Source organism: Enterobacter sp. 5-4 (assembly GCF_000612205.1).
In the GTDB taxonomy this organism is placed as follows: Bacteria; Pseudomonadota; Gammaproteobacteria; order Enterobacterales; family Enterobacteriaceae; genus Enterobacter; species Enterobacter roggenkampii.
Genome location: NZ_JFHW01000016.1, coordinates 17,310 through 38,222, shown reverse-complemented (window position 1 = coordinate 38,222; position 20,913 = coordinate 17,310). Strand labels below are relative to the sequence as shown.

Here is a 20,913-nt window from a genome sequence, read left to right as displayed (position 1 = left end):
GCGCCCCCCTCACCCTGACCCTCTCCCCAGGGGAGAGGGAATATATGATTACTCTTCGTGCTCTTCCCACGCCAGGGCGCGTTTCACCGCTTTCTTCCAGCCGCTGTAGCGGAAGTTACGCTCGGTGGTTTCGATGCCCGGGCGGAATTCGCGTTCGATCACCGCTTTTTCCTGCAGCTCGTCCAGGTTCTGCCAGAAGCCTACCGCCAGACCGGCAAGGTATGCCGCGCCCAGCGCCGTGACTTCACGCACTTCAGGACGCTCAACGCGGGTGCCCAGAATGTCGGACTGGAACTGCATCAGGAAGTTATTCGCTACCGCACCGCCGTCCACGCGCAGGGCGTGCAGACGAATGCCGGAGTCCGCCTGCATCGCTTCCAGCACGTCGCGCGTCTGGTAGGCGATGGATTCCAGGGTGGCGCGAATAATGTGGTTAGAGTTAACGCCACGCGTCAGGCCAAAAATTGCGCCGCGTGCATACGGATCCCAGTACGGCGCGCCCAGACCGGTGAATGCAGGCACCACGTACACGCCGTTGGTGTCTTTCACTTTGGTCGCGAAGTACTCGGAGTCGAACGCATCGCTGATCAGCTTCATCTCGTCGCGCAGCCACTGGATAGACGCACCGGCCATGAACACCGCGCCTTCCAGGGCATAGTTCACTTCGCCGCGTGGTCCACAGGCGATGGTGGTCAGCAGGCCGTTTTCTGATTTCACCGCTTTCTCGCCGGTGTTCATCAGCATAAAGCAGCCGGTGCCGTAGGTGTTCTTCGCCATCCCTTCTTTGACGCACAGCTGGCCGAACAGCGCCGCCTGCTGGTCACCGGCAATACCGGCGATAGGAATACGGGTGCCGCCTTTACCGCCGATGTTGGTCTGGCCGTAAACCTCAGAAGACTTGCGCACGTCAGGCAGCATCGCACGTGGGATATCCAGCGCGTCCAGCATCTTGTCATCCCACTCCAGGGTGTTGATGTTGAACAGCATGGTACGCGAGGCGTTGGTGTAGTCGGTGACGTGGACGCGTCCCTGGGTCATCTTCCAGATAAGCCAGGTGTCGACGGTGCCGAACAGCAGCTCGCCGCGTTTTGCACGCTCGCGTGAACCTTCCACGTGGTCGAGGATCCACTTCACTTTTGTGCCGGAGAAATACGGGTCAACCACCAGACCGGTGGCGCTGCGCACGTACTCTTCCATGCCGTCGCGCTTCAGCTGCTCGCAGATCTCAGAGGTACGGCGGCACTGCCAGACGATGGCGTTGTAAATAGGCTTACCGGTTTCACGTTCCCAGACAATCGTCGTTTCACGCTGGTTAGTGATTCCAATCGCGGCAATCTCGTCGGAACTGATATCGGCTTTTGCCAGCACTTCGACCAGCGTGGAGCTTTGTGACGCCCAGATCTCCATTGGGTCGTGTTCGACCCAGCCTGGACGAGGATAAATTTGCTCAAATTCGCGCTGTGACACGCTGACGATGTTCGCGTCATGATCCATTACGACAGCGCGGGAGCTGGTAGTGCCCTGGTCGAGCGCAACGATATATTTTTTTTCGGTCATGGTATGTGTCCCGTAGTCAGATTACAGCGAAGCTTTTTGTTGTGCGGTAGAAGTCGTTTCCTTCTCCTCTTCCACACAGGTATCGCACGGTAAATGGCGACCAATTAATTTGCGGTAGCTGAACGCACCCAGCGCAGCCCCGACAACTGGCGCAAACAGCGGTACCAGGAAGTAAGGAATGTCTTTGCCACCGGTGAAGGCGACGTCGCCCCAGCCTGCGATAAAGGCGAACGCTTTAGGTCCGATATCACGCGCCGGGTTCATCGCGAAGCCGGTCAGCGGGCCCATGGAGGCACCAATCACCGCAATCAGCAGGCCAATCAGCAGTGGGGCCAGCGGGCCGCGCGGAATGCCGTTTCCGTCGTCGGTCAGCGCCAGGATAACGCCCATCAGAATAGCGGTAATCACCATTTCAACTGCGAACGCCTGCACAAAATTGATATGCGGGTTTGGATAGGTTGAGAAGATGCCTGCCAGATCCAGACTTTCGACGCTGCCGCGCACCATATGATGCGTCTGTTCGAAGTCGATGAAAAGATTGTAATAAAGCCCGTAAACTAACGCCGCTGCGCAAAACGCGCCGGCAAACTGAGAAAGAATGAAAGGAACTACTTTGCGTCCGTCGAAGCACGCGAACAGCCACAGTGCGATAGTCACCGCCGGGTTAAGATGTGCACCAGACACCCCTGCAGTCAGGTAGATGGCCATCGCCACGCCCAGACCCCAGATGATACTGATTTCCCACTGACCAAAACTGGCACCCGCCACTTTCAGTGCAGCGACACAGCCCACTCCGAAGAATATCAACAACCCGGTACCAAGGAACTCGGCAATGCACTGGCCTTTTAAGGTTGATGTCTGACTCATAATCGGAATCCTGAAGAAATTGATGTTTATTGTTAGCATGGCCGCCCGTGACAGCCACGATGCCCTGTAGACATAGTGTTAATTTATCGTTAACGAGCAAAAACGAGAAATATCGAAATCGAAATGTGTGGTCTGCGTCAATAAAATGAGCGTTTTCGCGCCATAAAGCACATTTTTGCAGCAGTACAGGATCAGTACAGGAATGTGAGCTGAATCATTTCATTAACGAATCAGTTAACAATTTAGGGGTATATGACGCGAACGCACCAGGACCAGACCTAAAAGTGTTGCAAACCGCGATCTGCGCGGTGTGTCGCTGGACACAGAGCGCCGCGCTCCATACAATCGACGGTATATGTCGTGCGCGTTTATGTTAAAGCGTCGCCTTGCAATTCAGGAGAGGTAGCATCATGTCTTTAGAAGTGTTTGAGAAACTGGAATCGAAAGTACAGCAGGCGATTGACACCATCACCCTGCTGCAGATGGAAATTGAAGAGCTGAAAGAGAAGAACAGCAGCCTGGCGCAGGAAGTACAGAACGCGCAGCACAGCCGCGAAGAACTGGAGCGCGAAAACAACCAGCTGCGCGAACAGCAGAACGGCTGGCAGGATCGCCTGCAGGCGCTGCTGGGACGTATGGAAGAGGTTTAATTCCCATTGGGATTAATGAGTAGGCCGGGTAAGGCGAAGCCGCCACCCGGCTTTTTTTATGGTTTGATGTCAGTCGGCGATCACCATAAAAAAGGCCGCCAGAGGCGGCCTTAACGCTACTTGTCCTGCGCTATCATAGTAAAAGCAACGAACACATTCGGTTCATCACTCTTTACAACGAGTACGCTGGCGACAATGAACGCGATACATAAATAGCGTTTCATTATGCGGTCCCTGCAGCTAACCGCTCCACCGTTCACCACCGGTGATAAGTCGGTGGACACAAGCCTGATCAAGGGTTGCTTTACGGTTGTGAAGACACCTTTCCCTGGACCGATGCCCATGTGCGAGATGGCGGAAAGGGACGCAGCATCATAGTAAGCAACAGCAGCGTAGTTAAGGTCTGTATAGATAATTAGGAATTTATAAAGGGTCGAGGGGATTACCTGAGATTTGAATCAGGGTAAGATAAAAACCCTGGTCAAAGGTTGCAAGCCTTCCCAACGGACCGCGAATCCCGAGGGACAAAAAAACCGCCACATTGCTGTTGGCGGTTTTTTTATGGTCCACGCTTACAGTTTTATTACTCAATATCCAGCGGATCTTCGGAAAGGATAATGCCGGTATTATCGGCGTAGAGATGGTCGCCGGAGAAGAAGGTCACGCCGCCGAAGTTAACGCGCACGTCGCTTTCGCCGATGCCGTCACCTGCCGCCCCTACCGGTATGGCCGCGATGGCCTGAATCCCGATATCCAGGTCTTCCAGATCATCCACTTGACGCACGGAACCGTACACCACAATGCCTTCCCACTCGTTTTGTGCGGCAATACCGGCCAGTTCAGCATCAATCAATGCGCGGCGTACGGAACCACCGCCATCGACCACCAGTACGCGGCCACGGCCGTTCTGTTCGAGCAGATCGTACAACAACCCGTTATCCTCGAAACATTTCACCGTGACGATCTGTCCGCCAAACGACGACCGCCCACCAAAGTTGGAGAACAGCGGTTCAACGACGTTGACATCTTCCTGGTAGATGTCACAAAGCTCGGAGGTATCGTATTTCATAGGTTTAACGCTCAGTTGCTGCGAATGTGTTCAGTATATCGTGCGAAATGCGTTGTTGGCAAAATCATCAATTGTTAATTGATATTTGTCAGCTAACTGAGCGTCTGGCTTAAGACAATCCCGATGACGAACAACAGGTTAGTCAGCAGCGCGCCTTTTACCGTGCGCTCCAGCATCGGCGGCATGGCGGCCGGGCTGCGTTCACGCATCACAAAACGGGCCTGCTTAATCAGCAGCGGCGCGGCAAGCACAAACAGCCAGCCCCACAGACTGTGCAGGGAAATCAGGTTAAACAGCGCCAGGCAGACCAGGGCACCCATCAGCAGGCAGGCATGGTAGCGACGCGCATTCACCGGCCCCAGACGGACCGCCAGGGTGTTTTTGCCGTTCTCCCGGTCGCTGTCGATATCGCGCAGGTTGTTGATGTTGAGCACCGCGGTCGCCAGCAGACCGCAGGCGGTCGCAGGCAGGAACAGCGCAGGGATCACCGTATGCGCCTGTAAGTACCAGCTTCCCATCACGCTCAGCCAGCCGAAGAACACCAGTACGGAGATATCCCCGAGCCCAATGTAGCCGTAAGGACGCGTGCCGACGGTGTAGGTGATGGCTGCGATAATGGCCAATAAACCCAGCACCAGGAAGCCAATAAAATCGCTGGGGGTCTTAGACGCCACTGTCACCAGCGCCAGACCCGATAAACAGATCAGCACCACGGTGATAATCAGCGCGCGCTTCATCTGCGCCTGGGTAATCACCCCTTTTTGCATCCCACGCAGCGGCCCGATACGGTCAGGTTTGTCGCTGCCTTTCACCGCGTCGCCATAGTCGTTGGCGAGGTTGGAGAGAATTTGCAGCAGGCCGGCGGTAATCAATGCCAGCGCGGCAACCAGCGGATCGAAATAACCCTGCCACCAGGCAAGCGCCGTACCGACGATAATCGCGGCAAAGGCCAGAGGGAGTGTTTTAGGGCGCAGACTTTCGAGCCACGCCTGAGTACGGCTGATGTCAGTCATAAGTATTTAGCCAATAAAAATGGGGGCATTAGCCCCCATTAAACGTGATGAGAATCCAGTAACCGCGATTATAGGATAAAACGGCTCAGATCTTCATCTGCCACTAACGCATCCAGATGTTTACTCACATATTCTGCGTCAATGGTAACGGTTTGACCGTTCAGATCGCTCGCGTCGTAAGAGATATCTTCCACCAGGCGTTCCAGCACGGTATGCAGACGACGCGCACCGATGTTTTCGGTGGTTTCGTTCACCTGCCATGCAGCCTGGGCAATACGTTTGATACCGTCTTCGGTGAACTCGAGGTTCACGCCTTCGGTTGCCATCAGCGCTTTGTACTGTACGGTAGCAGAGGCGTTTGGCTCAGTCAGGATACGTTCGAAATCTTCGGTGGTCAGCGCCTGCAGCTCAACGCGGATAGGCAGACGGCCCTGCAGTTCCGGGATCAGATCCGACGGGCTGGCAACCTGGAAGGCACCTGATGCGATAAACAGGATGTGGTCCGTTTTCACCATGCCGTGCTTGGTTGAGACGGTGCAGCCTTCAACCAGCGGCAGCAGGTCGCGCTGAACGCCTTCGCGGGACACGTCCGGGCCGGAGCTGTTGCCGCCGCGCTTACAAATTTTGTCGATTTCGTCGATAAACACGATACCGTGCTGCTCAACCGCGTCGATAGCGTCCTGCTTCAGCTCTTCCGGATTCACCAGCTTCGCCGCTTCTTCTTCAATCAGCAGCTTCATCGCGTCTTTGATTTTCAGCTTACGCGTTTTTTGCTTCTGACCGCCCAGGTTCTGGAACATGGACTGCAGCTGGCTGGTCATCTCTTCCATGCCCGGAGGTGCCATGATTTCCACACCCATTGGCGCGGCAGCGAGATCGATCTCAATCTCTTTATCATCCAGCTGGCCTTCACGCAGTTTTTTGCGGAACGCCTGACGCGCAGCGGACGGTTCCGCCTGCTGTTCAGCCTGACCCCAGTTGTTTTTTGCCGGTGGGATCAGCACGTCGAGAATGCGCTCTTCGGCCATCTCTTCCGCGCGATAGCGGTTTTTCTCAATCGCCTGGACACGCACCATTTTGATCGCCGAGTCGGTCAGATCGCGGATGATGGAGTCCACTTCTTTACCCACATAGCCCACTTCGGTGAACTTGGTGGCTTCAACTTTGATGAACGGTGCGTTGGCCAGCTTCGCCAGACGACGGGCGATTTCGGTTTTACCGACGCCGGTCGGGCCGATCATCAGAATGTTTTTCGGCGTCACTTCGTGGCGCAGCTCTTCGTCAAGCTGCATACGACGCCAGCGGTTACGCAGGGCGATAGCCACGGAACGCTTGGCGTTATCCTGGCCGATAATGTGTTTGTTCAGTTCGCTGACAATTTCGCGTGGGGTCATTTCAGACATGGGAGATCCTTACGCTTTGGAGGTCAATTCTTCGATGGTGTGGTTGTGGTTGGTATAGATGCAGATATCACCTGCAATATCCAACGCCTTCACCGCGATATCACGCGCGTTCATGTCGGTATTTTCCAACAGTGCGCGGGCAGCAGCCTGGGCATAAGGGCCGCCAGAGCCGATGGCAATCAGGTCATTTTCCGGCTGAATCACGTCACCGTTACCGGTGATGATAAGCGATGCGGTCTCATCAGCGACCGCCAGCAGCGCTTCGAGCTTGCGTAGCATGCGGTCGGTACGCCAGTCTTTTGCCAGCTCAACGGCGGCTTTCACCAGATGACCCTGGTGCATTTCCAGTTTACGTTCAAACAGTTCAAACAGCGTGAAGGCATCTGCCGTGCCGCCTGCAAAGCCGGCGATCACTTTGTCGTTGTAGAGACGACGCACTTTCTTCACGTTGCCTTTCATGACGGTATTACCCAGCGTGGCCTGGCCATCACCGGCGATTACCACATGGCCGTTACGGCGTACACTTACTATTGTTGTCACGAGCAGACCCCCTGGTTACAGAATCGGGAAACAGAAGCCCTGAGCCTGTGCCCAGGGCTGAATTAAATGATAGATGGGGGGGATTTTGGGGGTTTCAACCCCCGGAGGCGAGTCGAATGCAGTTTGTGTGACCGGCGATTTTCAAACGAGAAAGGGTGCCATCGGCATTTTCTTTGCCTTTGACCGGACCAATCACCACGCGATTCCAGCCGTTATTGGTGGTAATACGCGAATCAAACCCTTCAAAGGCCAGCTGCGCGCGCACCGTTTCCGCCTGCTCCGCACCTTTGAACGAACCGCACTGTACCATCCAGCGACGTTCGTCTTTTTTCTCCGCCGTCTGCTTCGGCGCTTCGGTCTCTTTCGTGACCGGCGCGGCCTGCTGCGTTTTCGGCTGCTGCGCTGTGGTATGCGTTGGCGTCTGGAGCAGATCCTGATACGGCTGAGCCGCCTGCTTCTGCTGCTGCGCTTTAGGCTGCTGCTGGACAGGCTGAGACTGCACCGTACGCGTCGGCTGCTGATACGGCTGTTCCGTTACCCGCGGCTGTGCCTTCGGCTGCTGTACCGGCTGGGTTTGCGCCCACTGCTGTTGCTGCTGAATCTGCTGTTGTGCCTGGCGACGCTGCAGCGTTTGCTGACGCTGTTCCGGCGTCTGCTCATTCCACGGCACTTCGTTCAGCTGCGTAGGCTGCTGGCGCATATCGGCCTGCATTTGTGCCAGCAGCTGACGCTGTTCATCCGTCAGCTGATTCGCATTCTGTACTTCACCACCCGCAGAAGGTTCGGTTGGCGCACGTACCCCAGGCTGACGGCTTTCCAGCTCTTTGATATAGCGCCAGCGCTCTTCAGGCTTCGGAGGGAGGCCATTTCCGGCGACTTTACTGGCCTGAAGCGCCTCAGACTCTTCTTTTTTATGGTGCGTGATAAAGTACAGGCCACCAATAAAGGCGACGACTACAGCCGCAGCAATAGCGACCATTGCTGGCGAGACAGCAGGCAGGTTACGTTGCTTTTTTCTTGAGCTACTCTTTTTGCGTCGCGAAGGTGCCGGCTGGCCGCGACGTACATAATCTCGTTGTGCCACTATCGTTTCGCTGTATTTATTCGTTCGTCAGTCCGCCATGTTACTTAAGCGGCGGGGCTTTGACCAGATAAGGGTATCCGAAAGACGTTTACTTTAAGTCAATGCCTGGGTCGTGCCTCGGACGATCAGTTCGCAGTCCAGCAACCGTGAGCCGCTGCTAACTGTTTGACCGTGAAGCTGATCCAGCAGAAGCAGCATCGCTTCGCGGCCGATTTGGTAGCGCGGCTGAGCGACCGTTGAGAGCGGCGGATCGCAAAATTCCGAAAGCGAAATATTATCGAAACCGATGATGGATAAATCTTTCGGTATGCGAAGGCCGCGGCGTTTGGCATACGATAATGCGCCCAGCGCCATCACGTCGCTGTGGCAAAATACGGCGGTTGGCGGCTCAGGCAGGTCCAGAAGTTTCTCCAGCGCCTGTCCACCCGCAGCGAAGGTAAAATCACCGCGCGCAATGTAGTGCGGATCGACGGTCACGCCGGTACGGCGCAGCGCCTGAACGTAACCCTGCAAACGGTAGTGACACAGCGGCATCTCTTCCGGCCCGGCGATGCAGCCAATACGCTTATGCCCCAGCTCCTGGAGATAGTTTACGGCGTTGAACGCGGCGGTAAGGTTATCGATATGGACCGTCGGCAGCTCCAGCTCCGGCGCAAACTCGTTGGCCATCACCATCGGCGGTAAATTACGCTGCTCTTCGATGCTGGCATCAAAGGGCAGGCGAGAGCCAAGCAGCAGCATGCCGTCGATCTGCTTGGTGATAATGAGGTCGATGAAGGTTTTTTCCTGCTGGTTCTGATGGGCGCAGTCGCCAATCAGCACCAGGTACCCCTGTTCCGCCGCGGTGACTTCAATACCGCGGATAATCTCGCTAAAGAAAGGGTCACAGATGTCCGGCACAATCACCAGGATGGTGCGCGACTCGTTGCGTTTGACGTTACGTCCCATTGCCTGCGGAAAATAGCCCACTTCAAGCGCAGCCTGCTCCACCCGGTTACGGGTCGCCTGGGAGACTTTATCCGGGTTCATTAATGCGCGGGATACTGTTGCCGTAGAGACCTGTGCTTTCTGGGCAACGTCTTTCATGGTCGCAGTCGCAACCTCTTTCCTGGACTTCAACGTCTTCTCCTCGCCTGAACACCGAACTTCTGACATCACCATTTTTACAGATAGTTAATGGAATCGGTTACAGAATTTTCATAAAAAGTGTGAGGAGCGTTAAATTTTTCGATCCAGCTTCAGCCTTCGATAGGGTCGACGTCCAGGACCCACTTCACTTTTCGCGCTTCGGGCAGGGTGTTAATCAGCACCAGCGCGCCGCTAACAATATGCTGAAGACGAATGCGCGAGGGGTGCTGGAGCAAGATCTGCCAGCGGAAACGGCCGCCGCGTTTTGGCGCGAGGGCAGGCACCGGGCCCAAAATCCACAGCTGACTATCCACCAGCGGGCTGGCCTGCAGGAGGTTTCTCAGCTGCTGCAGGAAAAGTGGCGCCTGCTGGTTGTTATGATCTTCCGCGCGGATGATGACGTGGCTGGTCCACGGCGGTAGCTGCATGGTCTGGCGTTCGGCCAGCGCCTGCTCGGCAAAGGCGTCATAGCCTTTGTGCAGCAGGGTTTGCAGCAGCGGGTGCTCCGGATGGTGCGTTTGCAACACCACTTCGCCCTGTTTACCGGCGCGTCCTGCACGTCCGGCAACCTGGGTGTAAAGCTGGGCGAAGCGCTCGGCTGAACGAAAATCTGCCGAGAACAGCGCGCCGTCCACGTCCAGCAGGGCGACCAGCGTCACGTCCGGGAAGTGGTGGCCTTTGGCCAGCATCTGGGTGCCAATCAGGATGCGCGCGCCACCGCGATGCACTTCCGCCAGCTGCTGTTCGAGTGCGCCTTTGCGGCTGGTGGTGTCCCGGTCGATACGCGAAATCGGCACGTCCGGGAAAAAGGGCCCAAGCGCTTGCTCCAGCTGTTCCGTCCCCAGACCGACCGGCACAATATGCGTTGAGCCACACGACGGGCACTGGCGCGGCACCGGACGCTGGCTGTCGCAGTGGTGGCAGCGCAAATGACGCTGGGCCTGATGGAAGGTGTAGTAGTGATCGCAGCGCGGGCATTCGGCAATCCAGCCGCAGTCGTGGCACAGCAGGGCGGGTGCAAATCCGCGACGGTTGAGGAACAGAATGACCTGATTCCCCGCCTGCAAATGCTGGCGCATGCGGGTAATAAGCGCGGGCGCTAGCCCCGCCTGGACCTGCTGGCCTTTCAAATCCAGCACGTGCTGAATGGCCGGACGGGCATTCCCCGCGCGACGCGTCAGGCGCAGCATGTGGTATTTACGCTGGCGCACGTTGTGCAGCGTTTCGAGCGCAGGCGTGGCGGATCCCAGAACAATGGGAATTTGCTCGCTGTGCGCGCGGTAGACGGCCAGATCGCGGGCGTGATAGCGCCAGCCTTCCTGCTGTTTATAGGAGCTGTCGTGCTCTTCGTCGATCACGATAACGCCAAGATTTTTAAACGGCGTGAACAGCGACGAGCGGGTGCCGATCACAATCGCCGCTTCGCCGTTTTTCGCTTTCAGCCAGGCGCTGAGTCGCTCGCTGTCATTCAGGCCTGAGTGCAGCACCTCAACCGGCGCGTTAAAGCGTTCGCGGAATCGGGCGATGGTTTGCGGCGTCAGGCCAATTTCCGGCACCATCACCAGCGCCTGTTTGCCCTGCGCGAGCACGTTTTCCAGCACGCTCAGGTAAACTTCGGTCTTGCCGGAACCGGTGACCCCCGCCAGCAGCCAGGCAGAGAAACGATCGGAGGCGCTATGAATTGCGCCTACCGCGGTGGCCTGCTCGGTATTCAGACGCAGGCGATCCCCTGAAACGGAGAAACTCTCCCGCCAGTCGTTAAGGGCAGGCGCCTCGCTTGCCAGGTCGCTCAGCCCTTTTTTTCTTAATGCCTGTAGCGCCGTTTCGCTGACCTCAAGCTCGTCGACCTGATGCCGCCAGATTTTCCCCTGACGCAGCGCCGCCAGCGCCTGCTGCTGTTTCTGCGAGCGCTTCAGGCTGTTGATGTCGACGGCCTGGCCTTCCTCCGTGGCAAACCAGTACCACATCGGCGCATGGCTGGCGCTCTTGCCCTGACGCAGCATAATTGGCAGGGCGTGGAACAGGACGTCGCCGATGGGGTGATGATAATAATCCGCCGCCCACAGCAGCAGTCGCCAGGTGCTGGTGGAGTAGACGGGCTCGCTGTCCAGCACCTCAACGACCGATTTCAGTTCGTTAAGCGGCAGTTCGCTCTTATCGCTGACGGAGACGACGATCCCCACGCGCTGCTGTTTGCCAAACGGCACGGTCACGCGACAGCCCGCTTTGGCGCTCATGCTGTCGGGCAGCAGATAGTCAAAGGTGCGGGGAAGCGGAACGGGCAGGGCAACGTGAGCGACGGGCATCGAATCTTCCTGACTTGAAAAGTGGCGCGTTAGTATACACATTAGTAAAAGCGGCGTGCGGATCAGTTTGCATACGTTGGTCAAATTCTGTATGATTCGCCGCCTTTGGTGTACTTTACGCCAAAGAACTTACAATCAACATCGCGTGGTGTCTGGCGTTAGGGCTGGAAGAGCGACGCGGCCTTAACTGAGGTTCTCCCATGAAAAAAGATATTCACCCGAAATACGAAATGATTACTGCAAACTGTTCTTGCGGTAACTCTATCCAGATCCGCTCTACCGTGGGTCACGATCTGAACCTGGACGTGTGCGGCAAATGCCACCCGTTCTACACTGGTAAGCAGCGTGATGTTGCAACCGGTGGCCGTGTTGACCGCTTCAACAAGCGTTTCAGCATCCCGGGCGCTAAATAAGTTTCCCGAAAAAAAGGCACCGCAAGGTGCCTTTTTTGTATCCGCTTCTCAGTATTCCCACGTCTCCGGGTCAATACCCAGTTCACGCATGATCACCTTCGCCTCTTCCGGGATTTCATCACTACGCTCTTTGCGCAGATCGTCATCGTTCGGCAACGGTTGACCGGTAAACGCATGCAGAAACGCTTCGCACAGCAGTTCGCTGTTGGTTGCGTGGCGCAGGTTGTTCACCTGACGACGCGTACGTTCATCGGTGAGGATCTTCAACACCTTCAGAGGAATGGAAACCGTAATTTTCTTTACTTGCTCACTCTTCTTACCGTGCTCAGCGTATGGGCTGATATATTCGCCGCTCCATTCAGCCATGAGATACCTTTAATCCTCTCAGTCATTTATCTAAAGGTGCAAAACCGGTAACCACCCGTTTTGAACCGCAATCTTGCCTAGTTTACCGTAGAGACGATACCGTGGCACGGATATTGCCGCTGCAGCGTGCACTAAAGCATATAATTTTAACGGCTATTTGCGCATTGCTCAATCTATACGCAAAGAAGTTTAGATGTCCAGATGTATTGACGTCCATACTTTCAATGTTTACTCTGGTGCCTGACTTTTCACCTCATTCGCCAGGAAGCCCTCACCATGACGCGTAAACAGGCCACTATCGCAGTGCGTAGCGGATTAAATGATGACGAGCAGTACGGCTGCGTTGTCCCGCCCATTCATCTTTCCAGTACCTACAATTTCACCGGATTTAATGAACCCCGTGCGCATGACTACTCGCGTCGTGGCAACCCTACGCGTGATGTAACCCAGCGCGCGCTGGCCGAGCTGGAAGGGGGCGCAGGCGCCGTATTAACCAACACGGGGATGTCCGCCATTCACCTGGTGACCACGGTGTTCCTTAAACCCGGCGACCTGCTGGTTGCGCCGCACGATTGCTACGGCGGCAGCTATCGCCTGTTTGATAGCCTGGCAACACGCGGCTGCTATCGCGTGCTGTTTGTCGATCAAAACGATGAACAGGCGCTGAAACAGGCGCTGGCAGAGAAACCGAAGCTGGTTCTGGTAGAAAGTCCAAGCAATCCATTGTTGCGCGTTGTCGATATTGCGAAAATTTGTCAGCTCGCAAGGGATGCGGGAGCGATAAGTGTAGTGGATAATACGTTCCTCAGTCCGGCCCTTCAGAACCCACTCGCACTGGGTGCCGATCTGGTGTTGCATTCATGCACTAAATATCTGAACGGCCATTCTGACGTGGTGGCAGGTGTGGTGATTGCCAAAGATCCTGACGTTGTCACCGAACTGGCATGGTGGGCCAATAATATTGGCGTCACCGCAGGCGCCTTCGACAGCTACCTGCTGTTGCGCGGCATCCGTACGTTGTCGCCGCGCATGGACGTGGCGCAGCGTAATGCTCAGGCGATTGTCGACTTCCTGAAAACCCAGCCGCTGGTGAAGAAGCTGTACCACCCGTCGCTGCCGGAAAACCAGGGGCACGAGATTGCCGCGCGCCAGCAGAAAGGGTTTGGCGCGATGTTAAGTTTTGAACTGGACGGTGACGAGCAAACGCTGCGTCGCTTCCTGAGCGGGCTGTCATTGTTTACGCTGGCGGAATCCTTAGGTGGGGTTGAAAGCTTGATCTCCCACGCCGCGACCATGACGCACGCAGGTATGGCACCCGAAGCACGTGCCGCCGCCGGGATTTCTGAGACGCTGCTACGGATCTCAACCGGTATTGAAGATTCTGAAGATTTAATTGCCGATCTGGAAAATGGCTTCCGGATCGCAGCCAAGGGGTAATCATGAGTGTGATAGCGCAGGCAGGGGCGAAGGGTCGTCAGCTGCACAAGTTTGGTGGTAGTAGTCTTGCTGATGTGAAATGTTACCTGCGTGTCGCAGGGATCATGACGGAATATTCACAGCCGGGTGACATGATGGTTGTCTCGGCGGCGGGCAGCACCACCAACCAGTTGATTAGCTGGCTGAAACTGAGCCAGACCGATCGCCTTTCTGCGCATCAGGTGCAACAGTCATTACGTCGCTATCAGAGCGAATTGATTGCCGGCCTGCTGCCTGCGGACGTGGCGGACGGGCTGATCAGCGCCTTCACGCACGATCTTGAGCGTCTGGCCGCCCTGCTGGACAGCGGCATTAACGATGCGGTGTATGCCGAAGTGGTGGGCCACGGTGAAGTATGGTCCGCGCGCCTGATGGCTGCGGTTCTGCAACACCTGGGCGTGGACGCCGCCTGGCTCGACGCGCGTGATTTCCTGCGTGCCGAACGCGCCGCGCAGCCGCAGGTGGATGAAGGGTTATCCTACCCGCTGCTGCAGCAGCTGCTGGTGCAGCACCCGGGCAAACGCATTGTGGTTACCGGCTTTATCAGCCGCAGCAACGCGGGTGAAACCGTGCTGCTGGGCCGTAACGGCTCCGACTACTCGGCAACGCAAATCGGTGCGCTGGCGGGCGTGTCCCGCGTCACCATCTGGAGCGACGTGGCCGGTGTTTACAGCGCGGACCCGCGCAAAGTAAAAGATGCCTGCCTGCTGCCGCTGCTGCGCCTGGATGAAGCCAGCGAACTGGCGCGTCTGGCCGCACCAGTGCTGCACGCGCGCACGCTGCAGCCGGTTTCCGGCAGTGATATCGACCTCCAGCTGCGCTGCAGCTACACCCCGGATCAAGGCTCCACGCGCATTGAGCGCGTGCTGGCGTCCGGTACCGGGGCGCGTATTGTCACCAGCCACGACGACATCTGCCTGATTGAATTCCAGGTGCCTGCGGGCCAGGACTTCAGGCTGGCGCATAAAGAGATCGACACGATCCTGAAACGCGCCCAGGTGCGTCCGCTGGCCGTGGGTGTTCACAATGACCGCCAGCTGCTGCAGTTCTGCTATACCGCAGAAGTGGCGGACAGCGCGCTGAAAATTCTGGATGAAGCCGGCCTGCCGGGCGAGCTTCGCCTGCGTCAGGGGCTGGCGCTGGTGGCGATGGTGGGCGCGGGCGTCACCCGTAACCCGCTGCACTGCCACCGCTTCTGGCAGCAGCTGAAAGGCCAGCCGGTGGAGTTCACCTGGCAGTCGGAAGAGGGCATTAGCCTGGTGGCCGTTCTGCGCAAAGGGCCAACCGAAAGCCTGATTCAGGGTCTGCATACCTCGCTGTTCCGCGCGGAAAAACGCATCGGCCTGGTGCTGTTTGGTAAAGGTAACATCGGTTCCCGCTGGCTGGAGCTGTTTGCCCGCGAACAGGTCACGCTTTCGGCGCGTACCGGGTTCGAATTCATTCTCGCAGGTGTGGTGGACAGCCGCCGCAGCCTGCTGAACTACGAAGGGCTGGATGCCAGCCGCGCGCTTGCCTTCTTTAATGATGAAGCCGTCGAGCAGGATGAAGAGTCGCTGTTCCTGTGGATGCGTGCGCACCCGTATGACGATCTGGTGGTGCTGGACGTGACCGCCAGCGAACAGCTTGCCGATCAGTATCTTGATTTCGCCAGCCACGGTTTCCACGTCATCAGTGCGAACAAACTGGCGGGGGCAAGCAGCACCGATAAATACCGCCAGATCCACGACGCGTTTGAAAAAACCGGCCGTCACTGGCTGTATAACGCCACCGTGGGCGCGGGCCTGCCGGTAAACCACACCGTGCGCGACCTGATTGAAAGCGGCGACAGCATTCTGGCGCTGAGCGGTATCTTCTCCGGTACGCTCTCCTGGCTGTTCCTGCAGTTTGACGGCACCGTGCCGTTCACTGACCTGGTGGATCAGGCGTGGCAGCAGGGCTTAACGGAACCCGATCCGCGCGTTGACCTCTCCGGTAAAGACGTGATGCGTAAGCTGGTGATCCTGGCGCGCGAAGCCGGTTATGACATCGAACCGGATTCCGTCCGCGTCGAGTCGCTGGTGCCTGCCGGCTGTGAAGAGGGTTCTGTGGATCATTTCTTTGAAAATGGTGAAGAGCTTAACGAGCAGATGGTGCAGCGTCTGGAAGCGGCGAACGAGATGGGGCTGGTGCTGCGCTACGTAGCGCGTTTCGAGGCCAACGGAAAAGCGCGCGTCGGTGTCGAGGCGGTGCGTCCTGAGCATCCGCTGGCGGCGCTGCTGCCGTGCGATAACGTCTTCGCCATCGAAAGCCGCTGGTACCGCGATAACCCGCTGGTGATCCGCGGCCCGGGCGCCGGGCGCGACGTCACCGCCGGGGCGATCCAGTCTGACATCAACCGTCTGGCTAAGCTGCTGTAAAAACTCAATTTCCCTCTCCCTGTGGGAGAGGGTTAGGGTGAGTGCAGTCTGATGCACTCACCCCCATCATGAATTTCCCTCATCTTCCCTGAGCAAACCTCACCGTTATTGTTGATTATTTCTATTGACGTCCCTCCGCTTTTCCGTCATTTTTACATCTGGACGTCTAAACGTATAGAAGTTCACAACACAACAGACAATGACACGCGATTGATAGGGGTAGGGTATGAGCTTTTTTCACGCCAACCAGCGGGAAGCACTGAACCAGAGCCTGGCCGAAGTAAACGGTCAGATTAACGTCTCTTTTGAATTTTTCCCGCCGCGCACCAGTGAAATGGAGCAAACCCTGTGGAGCTCTATCGATCGTCTCAGCAGCCTGAAACCAAAGTTTGTCTCCGTGACCTACGGTGCGAACTCTGGCGAGCGTGACCGTACGCACAGCATCATTAAAGGCATCAAAGATCGTACCGGTCTGGAAGCGGCGCCGCACCTCACCTGTATCGACGCTACCCGCGACGAGCTGCGTGCCATCGCCCAGGATTACTGGAATAACGGCATCCGTCATATTGTCGCACTGCGCGGCGACCTCCCGCCCGGCAGCGGCAAGCCAGAGATGTATGCGGCCGACCTGGTTGGGCTGCTGAAAGAGGTGGCAGATTTCGATATCTCCGTGGCTGCTTACCCTGAGGTTCACCCGGAAGCGAAAAGCGCCCAGGCGGATCTGCTTAACCTCAAGCGTAAAGTGGAGGCCGGAGCCAACCGCGCCATTACCCAGTTCTTCTTTGATGTCGAAAGCTACCTGCGCTTCCGTGACCGCTGCGTCTCCGCGGGCATCGACGTTGAAATTATCCCAGGCATTCTGCCGGTCTCTAACTTCAAACAGGCGAAGAAATTCGCCGATATGACCAACGTGCGCATTCCGCTGTGGATGTCCAAAATGTACGAAGGTCTGGACGATGACCCGGAAACCCGCAAGCTGGTGGGGGCCAATATCGCGATGGACATGGTGAAAATCTTAAGCCGTGAAGGGGTGAAAGACTTCCACTTCTACACGCTAAACCGCGCGGAGATGAGCTATGCCATCTGCCATACTCTGGGCGTTCGCCCCGCGTAAAACACCAAAAGCCCTCTTAAATAGAGGGCTTTTTAACAGGGTAAAAAGTTAAAAGGTATCAGCTATCGAATCTGTGGATTAATTCAACTATAACTTATTGCTAGTGGTGTATATCGTAACGGTAACACTGTAAAAGGGAGCATAGCGATGAGCACGTCAGACGAGACCAATAAAGCGGCATCAGTCGGCAAATGCCCGTTCCATCAGGGCGGCGTCGATCACAGCGCGGGCGCAGGTACAGGCAGCCGCGACTGGTGGCCAAAACAACTCCGCATCGATCTTCTTAACCAACATTCCAATCGTTCGAACCCGCTGGGTGAAGACTTCGACTACCGCAAAGAATTCAGCAAGCTTGATTACTCTGCCCTTAAAGGCGACCTCAAAGCACTTTTAACCGACTCTCAACCGTGGTGGCCTGCCGACTGGGGCAGCTATGCGGGCCTGTTTATCCGTATGGCGTGGCACGGTGCGGGTACCTATCGCTCCGTGGACGGGCGCGGTGGGGCAGGACGCGGTCAACAGCGCTTTGCGCCACTGAACTCCTGGCCGGATAACGTAAGCCTGGATAAAGCGCGCCGTCTGCTGTGGCCTATCAAGAAAAAATACGGACAAAAAATCTCCTGGGCCGACCTGTTTATCCTCGCGGGTAACGTGGCGCTGGAGAACTCCGGCTTCCGTACCTTTGGTTTTGGTGCCGGGCGTGAAGACGTCTGGGAACCGGATCTGGACGTGAACTGGGGTGATGAAAAAGCCTGGCTGACCCACCGTGACCCGGAAGCGCTGGCTAAGCGTCCTCTGGCAGCCACCGAAATGGGCCTGATCTACGTGAACCCGGAAGGGCCGAACGCCAGCGGTGAACCGCTGTCAGCGGCGGCAGCGATTCGTGCGACCTTCGGCAACATGGGCATGAACGACGAAGAGACCGTCGCGCTGATTGCAGGCGGCCACACCCTCGGCAAGACTCACGGCGCGGGTGAAGCCACCCACGTGGGTACCGACCCGGAAGCCTCACCGATTGAAGCACAGGGCCTGGGCTGGGCCAGCACGCACGGCACGGGGGTTGGTGCTGATGCCATTACCTCCGGGCTGGAAGTTATCTGGTCACAAACCCCGACCCAGTGGAGCAACTACTTCTTCGAGAACCTGTTCAAATACGAATGGGTACAGACCCGCAGTCCGGCAGGGGCGATTCAGTTTGAAGCCGTGGATGCACCGGAAATCATGCCCGATCCGTTCGACCCGTCGAAAAAACGCAAGCCTACCATGCTGGTCACCGACCTGACGCTGCGCTTCGACCCGGAATTCGAGAAGATTTCCCGCCGCTTCCTGAACGACCCGCAGGCTTTCAACGAAGCCTTCGCGCGCGCGTGGTTCAAGCTGACCCACCGCGATATGGGGCCAAAATCGCGTTACCTTGGCCCGGAAGTGCCGAAAGAAGATCTGATTTGGCAGGACCCGCTGCCGCAGGCGGTGTTCAATCCGACGAAAGAAGACATTGAAAGCCTGAAGGCGGAAATCGCTGCCTCTGGTCTCTCCGTGAGCGAACTGGTTTCTGTTGCCTGGGCGTCAGCCTCGACCTTCCGCGGTGGCGATAAGCGTGGCGGTGCCAACGGCGCGCGTCTGGCGCTGGCGCCTCAGCGTGACTGGGACGTGAACGCTGCGGCGGTTCGCGCGCTGCCAGCCCTGGAAGCTATCCAGCGCACCACCAACAAAGCCTCTCTGGCCGATATCATCGTGCTGGCGGGCGTGGTAGGCGTTGAGCAGGCCGCAAAAGCGGCAGGTGTGTATGTCACCGTACCGTTCACGCCGGGCCGCGTTGATGCGCGTCAGGATCAGACGGATATCGAGATGTTTAACCTGCTCGAACCGATTGCCGATGGTTTCCGCAACTACCGTGCGCAGGTGGATGTGTCCACCACGGAGTCTCTGCTGATTGATAAAGCCCAACAGCTGACGCTGACTGCGCCAGAACTGACGGTGCTGATCGGCGGCCTGCGCGTACTGGGTGCCAACTTTGATGGCAGCAAGAACGGCGTGTTCACCAACCGTGAGGGCGTGCTGAGCACTGATTTCTTCGTGAACCTGCTGGATATGAACACGCAGTGGAAGGCGACCGATGAGTCCAATGAGCTGTTTGCCGGAAGCGATCGCACCAGCGGTGAAGTGAAATATACCGCCACCCGCGCCGATCTGGTCTTCGGCTCTAACGCCGTCCTGCGCGCGCTGGCCGAGGTTTACGCCAGCGATGATGCGCATGAGAAGTTTGTCCGCGACTTCGTTGCCGCCTGGGCGAAGGTCATGGATCTGGATCGGTTTGACGTGAAGTAGCCAGTGTGCCGGGTGGCGGCTACGCCTTACCCGGCCTACAAATTAAAGTGCCATGTAGGCCGGGTAAGCGCAGCGCCACCCGGCTTTTTTATTACTCCCACTCCTGCAGGAATCGCTGTCCATACTGGTCTGCCACCAGCAGCGCCGCATACACCTGATCCGGTGTGACGCCCCCCGGCATGTTGTGGATCGTTTCTCCTTCCGCGCAAGAGGCTTCGGCGATCAGACGCATTTTGGCCGGAATATCCTCTTTGATGTTCAGCTGTGCCAGCGTGATCGGCAGCCCTACGCTGTGGCAAAGCGCCGCGACGGTCTCAATTTCTTCTACCGGCGCGTTTTCCAGCACCAGCTGCGTCAGCGTACCAAACGCCACTTTCTCCCCATGATAGAAGTGATGCGCGTCCGGCACCGCCGTCATGCCGTTATGAATAGCGTGTGCCGCCGCCAGCCCGCCACTTTCAAAGCCGACGCCGCTGAGATAGGTGTTGGCTTCGATAATGCGTTCCAGCGCAGGCGTCACCACATGCTGTTCCGCCGCCAGCATCGCTTTTTCACCCTCTTCAACCAGCGTGTTGTAGCACAGCTCGGCGAGCGCTAATGCCGCCTGTGTGCATTTACCCCCGGCCATAGTGGTCGCGCCGCTGCGCGAGCAGGCGCGTGCTTCAAACCAGGTCGCCAGCGCGTCGCCAATCCCGGCGGCCAGCAGACGTGCAGGCGCACCTGCTACTACTTTCGTATCCACAATGACCATGTTCGGGTTGTGCGGCAGCATCAGGTAGCGATCGAACTCGCCGCTGTCGGTGTAAATAACGGAAAGGGCGCTGCACGGCGCGTCGGTGGACGCGATAGTCGGCGCAATGGCGACCGGCACGTCCATAAAGTGAGCCAGCGCTTTCGCGGTATCAAGCGTTTTACCGCCACCAATACCCAGCACCGCCAGGCAGTCGGCGCTGTCGGCCAGCTTTTTCAGGCGATCGATTTCATTTTGCGAACATTCGCCGCCAAACGGCGCGATTTCGGCATGCAGTTCGGCTTTTTTAAAACTCTGGCGCAGGGTCTCTTCGGCAAAACCCAGCACAAACTTATCGCCGACGACCAGCCAGCGGTTTGCCAGGGGTTTCAGATAGTCGCCGAGACGGGTCAGCACATCCGCGCCCTGGATATATTTCCCCGGCGATTGAATGATACGGTCCATAACAGTTC

17 protein-coding genes are annotated in these 20,913 nt (G+C 57.1%); 6 read left to right on the top strand and 11 right to left on the bottom strand.

The genetic code is table 11. The features are described 5' to 3' along the window. Positions 1–48: 48 nt before the first annotated feature. The gene (glpK, locus tag AA74_RS0109920; protein ID WP_008501808.1) at positions 49–1,557 is read right to left on the bottom strand and encodes a glycerol kinase GlpK; all 1,509 of its coding nucleotides are present in this window, start codon (positions 1,555–1,557) and stop codon (positions 49–51) included. A 21-nt stretch (positions 1,558–1,578) separates the two neighbouring features. Beyond that, on the bottom strand, positions 1,579–2,424 hold the full coding sequence (locus tag AA74_RS0109915; protein WP_014885705.1) for an MIP/aquaporin family protein: 846 nt from the start codon (positions 2,422–2,424) through the stop codon (positions 1,579–1,581). Positions 2,425–2,834: 410 nt separating this feature from the next. Here AA74_RS0109915 and zapB point away from each other — a divergent pair, with 410 nt between their 5' ends. Then, a complete protein-coding gene (zapB, locus tag AA74_RS0109910; RefSeq protein ID WP_023326318.1) occupies positions 2,835–3,074 on the top strand; it encodes a septal ring assembly protein ZapB in 240 nt (79 codons plus the stop codon). A 583-nt stretch (positions 3,075–3,657) separates the two neighbouring features. Here zapB and rraA read toward each other — a convergent pair. From rraA to priA, 7 genes are all read right to left on the bottom strand, one after another. Next, complete coding sequence (gene rraA, locus AA74_RS0109900; protein WP_008501805.1) at positions 3,658–4,143, bottom strand: ribonuclease E activity regulator RraA; 486 nt, start codon at positions 4,141–4,143, stop codon at positions 3,658–3,660. A gap of 92 nt (positions 4,144–4,235) precedes the next feature. Beyond that, positions 4,236–5,156 (bottom strand): 1,4-dihydroxy-2-naphthoate polyprenyltransferase, encoded by a 921-nt coding sequence (gene menA, locus AA74_RS0109895; protein ID WP_008501804.1) that lies wholly within the window; start codon positions 5,154–5,156, stop codon positions 4,236–4,238. A 68-nt stretch (positions 5,157–5,224) separates the two neighbouring features. After that, positions 5,225–6,559, bottom strand: a complete 1,335-nt coding sequence (gene hslU, locus AA74_RS0109890) for an HslU--HslV peptidase ATPase subunit (RefSeq protein WP_008501803.1) — start codon at positions 6,557–6,559, stop codon at positions 5,225–5,227. Between the two features lie 9 nt (positions 6,560–6,568). After that, entirely contained in the window at positions 6,569–7,099 is a 531-nt protein-coding gene (gene hslV, locus AA74_RS0109885; protein ID WP_008501802.1) for an ATP-dependent protease subunit HslV, read from the bottom strand. Between the two features lie 94 nt (positions 7,100–7,193). Continuing rightward, the gene (gene ftsN / locus AA74_RS0109880; RefSeq protein ID WP_025912300.1) at positions 7,194–8,183 is read right to left on the bottom strand and encodes a cell division protein FtsN; all 990 of its coding nucleotides are present in this window, start codon (positions 8,181–8,183) and stop codon (positions 7,194–7,196) included. Positions 8,184–8,276: 93 nt separating this feature from the next. Further along, entirely contained in the window at positions 8,277–9,302 is a 1,026-nt protein-coding gene (gene cytR / locus AA74_RS0109875; protein ID WP_021242811.1) for a DNA-binding transcriptional regulator CytR, read from the bottom strand. A 119-nt stretch (positions 9,303–9,421) separates the two neighbouring features. Continuing rightward, positions 9,422–11,617, bottom strand: coding sequence for a primosomal protein N' (gene priA / locus AA74_RS0109870; RefSeq protein WP_025912299.1), 2,196 nt, complete (start codon positions 11,615–11,617; stop codon positions 9,422–9,424). Positions 11,618–11,817: 200 nt separating this feature from the next. Between priA and rpmE the strand changes: the two genes are divergently transcribed. Beyond that, complete coding sequence (gene rpmE / locus AA74_RS0109865) at positions 11,818–12,030, top strand: 50S ribosomal protein L31 (RefSeq protein WP_003862040.1); 213 nt, start codon at positions 11,818–11,820, stop codon at positions 12,028–12,030. A 48-nt stretch (positions 12,031–12,078) separates the two neighbouring features. Here rpmE and metJ read toward each other — a convergent pair whose 3' ends face one another. Then, on the bottom strand, positions 12,079–12,396 hold the full coding sequence (gene metJ, locus AA74_RS0109860) for a met regulon transcriptional regulator MetJ (protein WP_003862042.1): 318 nt from the start codon (positions 12,394–12,396) through the stop codon (positions 12,079–12,081). A 276-nt stretch (positions 12,397–12,672) separates the two neighbouring features. Here metJ and metB point away from each other — a divergent pair, with 276 nt between their 5' ends. The 4 genes from metB (at position 12,673) to katG (ending at position 19,710) form a co-directional block, all read left to right on the top strand. After that, positions 12,673–13,833, top strand: coding sequence for a cystathionine gamma-synthase (metB, locus tag AA74_RS0109855; protein WP_025912298.1), 1,161 nt, complete (start codon positions 12,673–12,675; stop codon positions 13,831–13,833). 2 nt (positions 13,834–13,835) lie between these two features. Beyond that, on the top strand, positions 13,836–16,268 hold the full coding sequence (locus AA74_RS0109850; protein ID WP_025912297.1) for a bifunctional aspartate kinase/homoserine dehydrogenase II: 2,433 nt from the start codon (positions 13,836–13,838) through the stop codon (positions 16,266–16,268). Between the two features lie 226 nt (positions 16,269–16,494). Further along, on the top strand, positions 16,495–17,382 hold the full coding sequence (gene metF, locus AA74_RS0109845; protein WP_008501796.1) for a methylenetetrahydrofolate reductase: 888 nt from the start codon (positions 16,495–16,497) through the stop codon (positions 17,380–17,382). Between the two features lie 147 nt (positions 17,383–17,529). Beyond that, positions 17,530–19,710 carry a catalase/peroxidase HPI gene (katG, locus tag AA74_RS0109840; protein WP_023293593.1) on the top strand — a complete coding sequence of 727 codons (2,181 nt, stop codon included), beginning with the start codon at positions 17,530–17,532 and terminating at the stop codon, positions 19,708–19,710. Between the two features lie 91 nt (positions 19,711–19,801). Here katG and AA74_RS0109835 read toward each other — a convergent pair whose 3' ends face one another. After that, the gene (locus tag AA74_RS0109835) at positions 19,802–20,905 is read right to left on the bottom strand and encodes a glycerol dehydrogenase (RefSeq protein WP_008501794.1); all 1,104 of its coding nucleotides are present in this window, start codon (positions 20,903–20,905) and stop codon (positions 19,802–19,804) included. Positions 20,906–20,913: the final 8 nt, after the last annotated feature.

What these genes read in the sequence shown, in the direction of transcription:
- glpK (WP_008501808.1), bottom strand. Translation starts at nt 1,557, where the DNA reads ATGACCGAAAAAAAATATATCGTTGCGCTCGACCAGGGCACTACCAGC.
- AA74_RS0109915 (WP_014885705.1), bottom strand. Translation starts at nt 2,424, where the DNA reads ATGAGTCAGACATCAACCTTAAAAGGCCAGTGCATTGCCGAGTTCCTT.
- zapB (WP_023326318.1), top strand. Translation starts at nt 2,835, where the DNA reads ATGTCTTTAGAAGTGTTTGAGAAACTGGAATCGAAAGTACAGCAGGCG.
- rraA (WP_008501805.1), bottom strand. Translation starts at nt 4,143, where the DNA reads ATGAAATACGATACCTCCGAGCTTTGTGACATCTACCAGGAAGATGTC.
- menA (WP_008501804.1), bottom strand. Translation starts at nt 5,156, where the DNA reads ATGACTGACATCAGCCGTACTCAGGCGTGGCTCGAAAGTCTGCGCCCT.
- hslU (WP_008501803.1), bottom strand. Translation starts at nt 6,559, where the DNA reads ATGTCTGAAATGACCCCACGCGAAATTGTCAGCGAACTGAACAAACAC.
- priA (WP_025912299.1), bottom strand. Translation starts at nt 11,617, where the DNA reads ATGCCCGTCGCTCACGTTGCCCTGCCCGTTCCGCTTCCCCGCACCTTT.
- rpmE (WP_003862040.1), top strand. Translation starts at nt 11,818, where the DNA reads ATGAAAAAAGATATTCACCCGAAATACGAAATGATTACTGCAAACTGT.
- metJ (WP_003862042.1), bottom strand. Translation starts at nt 12,396, where the DNA reads ATGGCTGAATGGAGCGGCGAATATATCAGCCCATACGCTGAGCACGGT.
- metB (WP_025912298.1), top strand. Translation starts at nt 12,673, where the DNA reads ATGACGCGTAAACAGGCCACTATCGCAGTGCGTAGCGGATTAAATGAT.
- AA74_RS0109850 (WP_025912297.1), top strand. Translation starts at nt 13,836, where the DNA reads ATGAGTGTGATAGCGCAGGCAGGGGCGAAGGGTCGTCAGCTGCACAAG.
- metF (WP_008501796.1), top strand. Translation starts at nt 16,495, where the DNA reads ATGAGCTTTTTTCACGCCAACCAGCGGGAAGCACTGAACCAGAGCCTG.
- katG (WP_023293593.1), top strand. Translation starts at nt 17,530, where the DNA reads ATGAGCACGTCAGACGAGACCAATAAAGCGGCATCAGTCGGCAAATGC.
- AA74_RS0109835 (WP_008501794.1), bottom strand. Translation starts at nt 20,905, where the DNA reads ATGGACCGTATCATTCAATCGCCGGGGAAATATATCCAGGGCGCGGAT.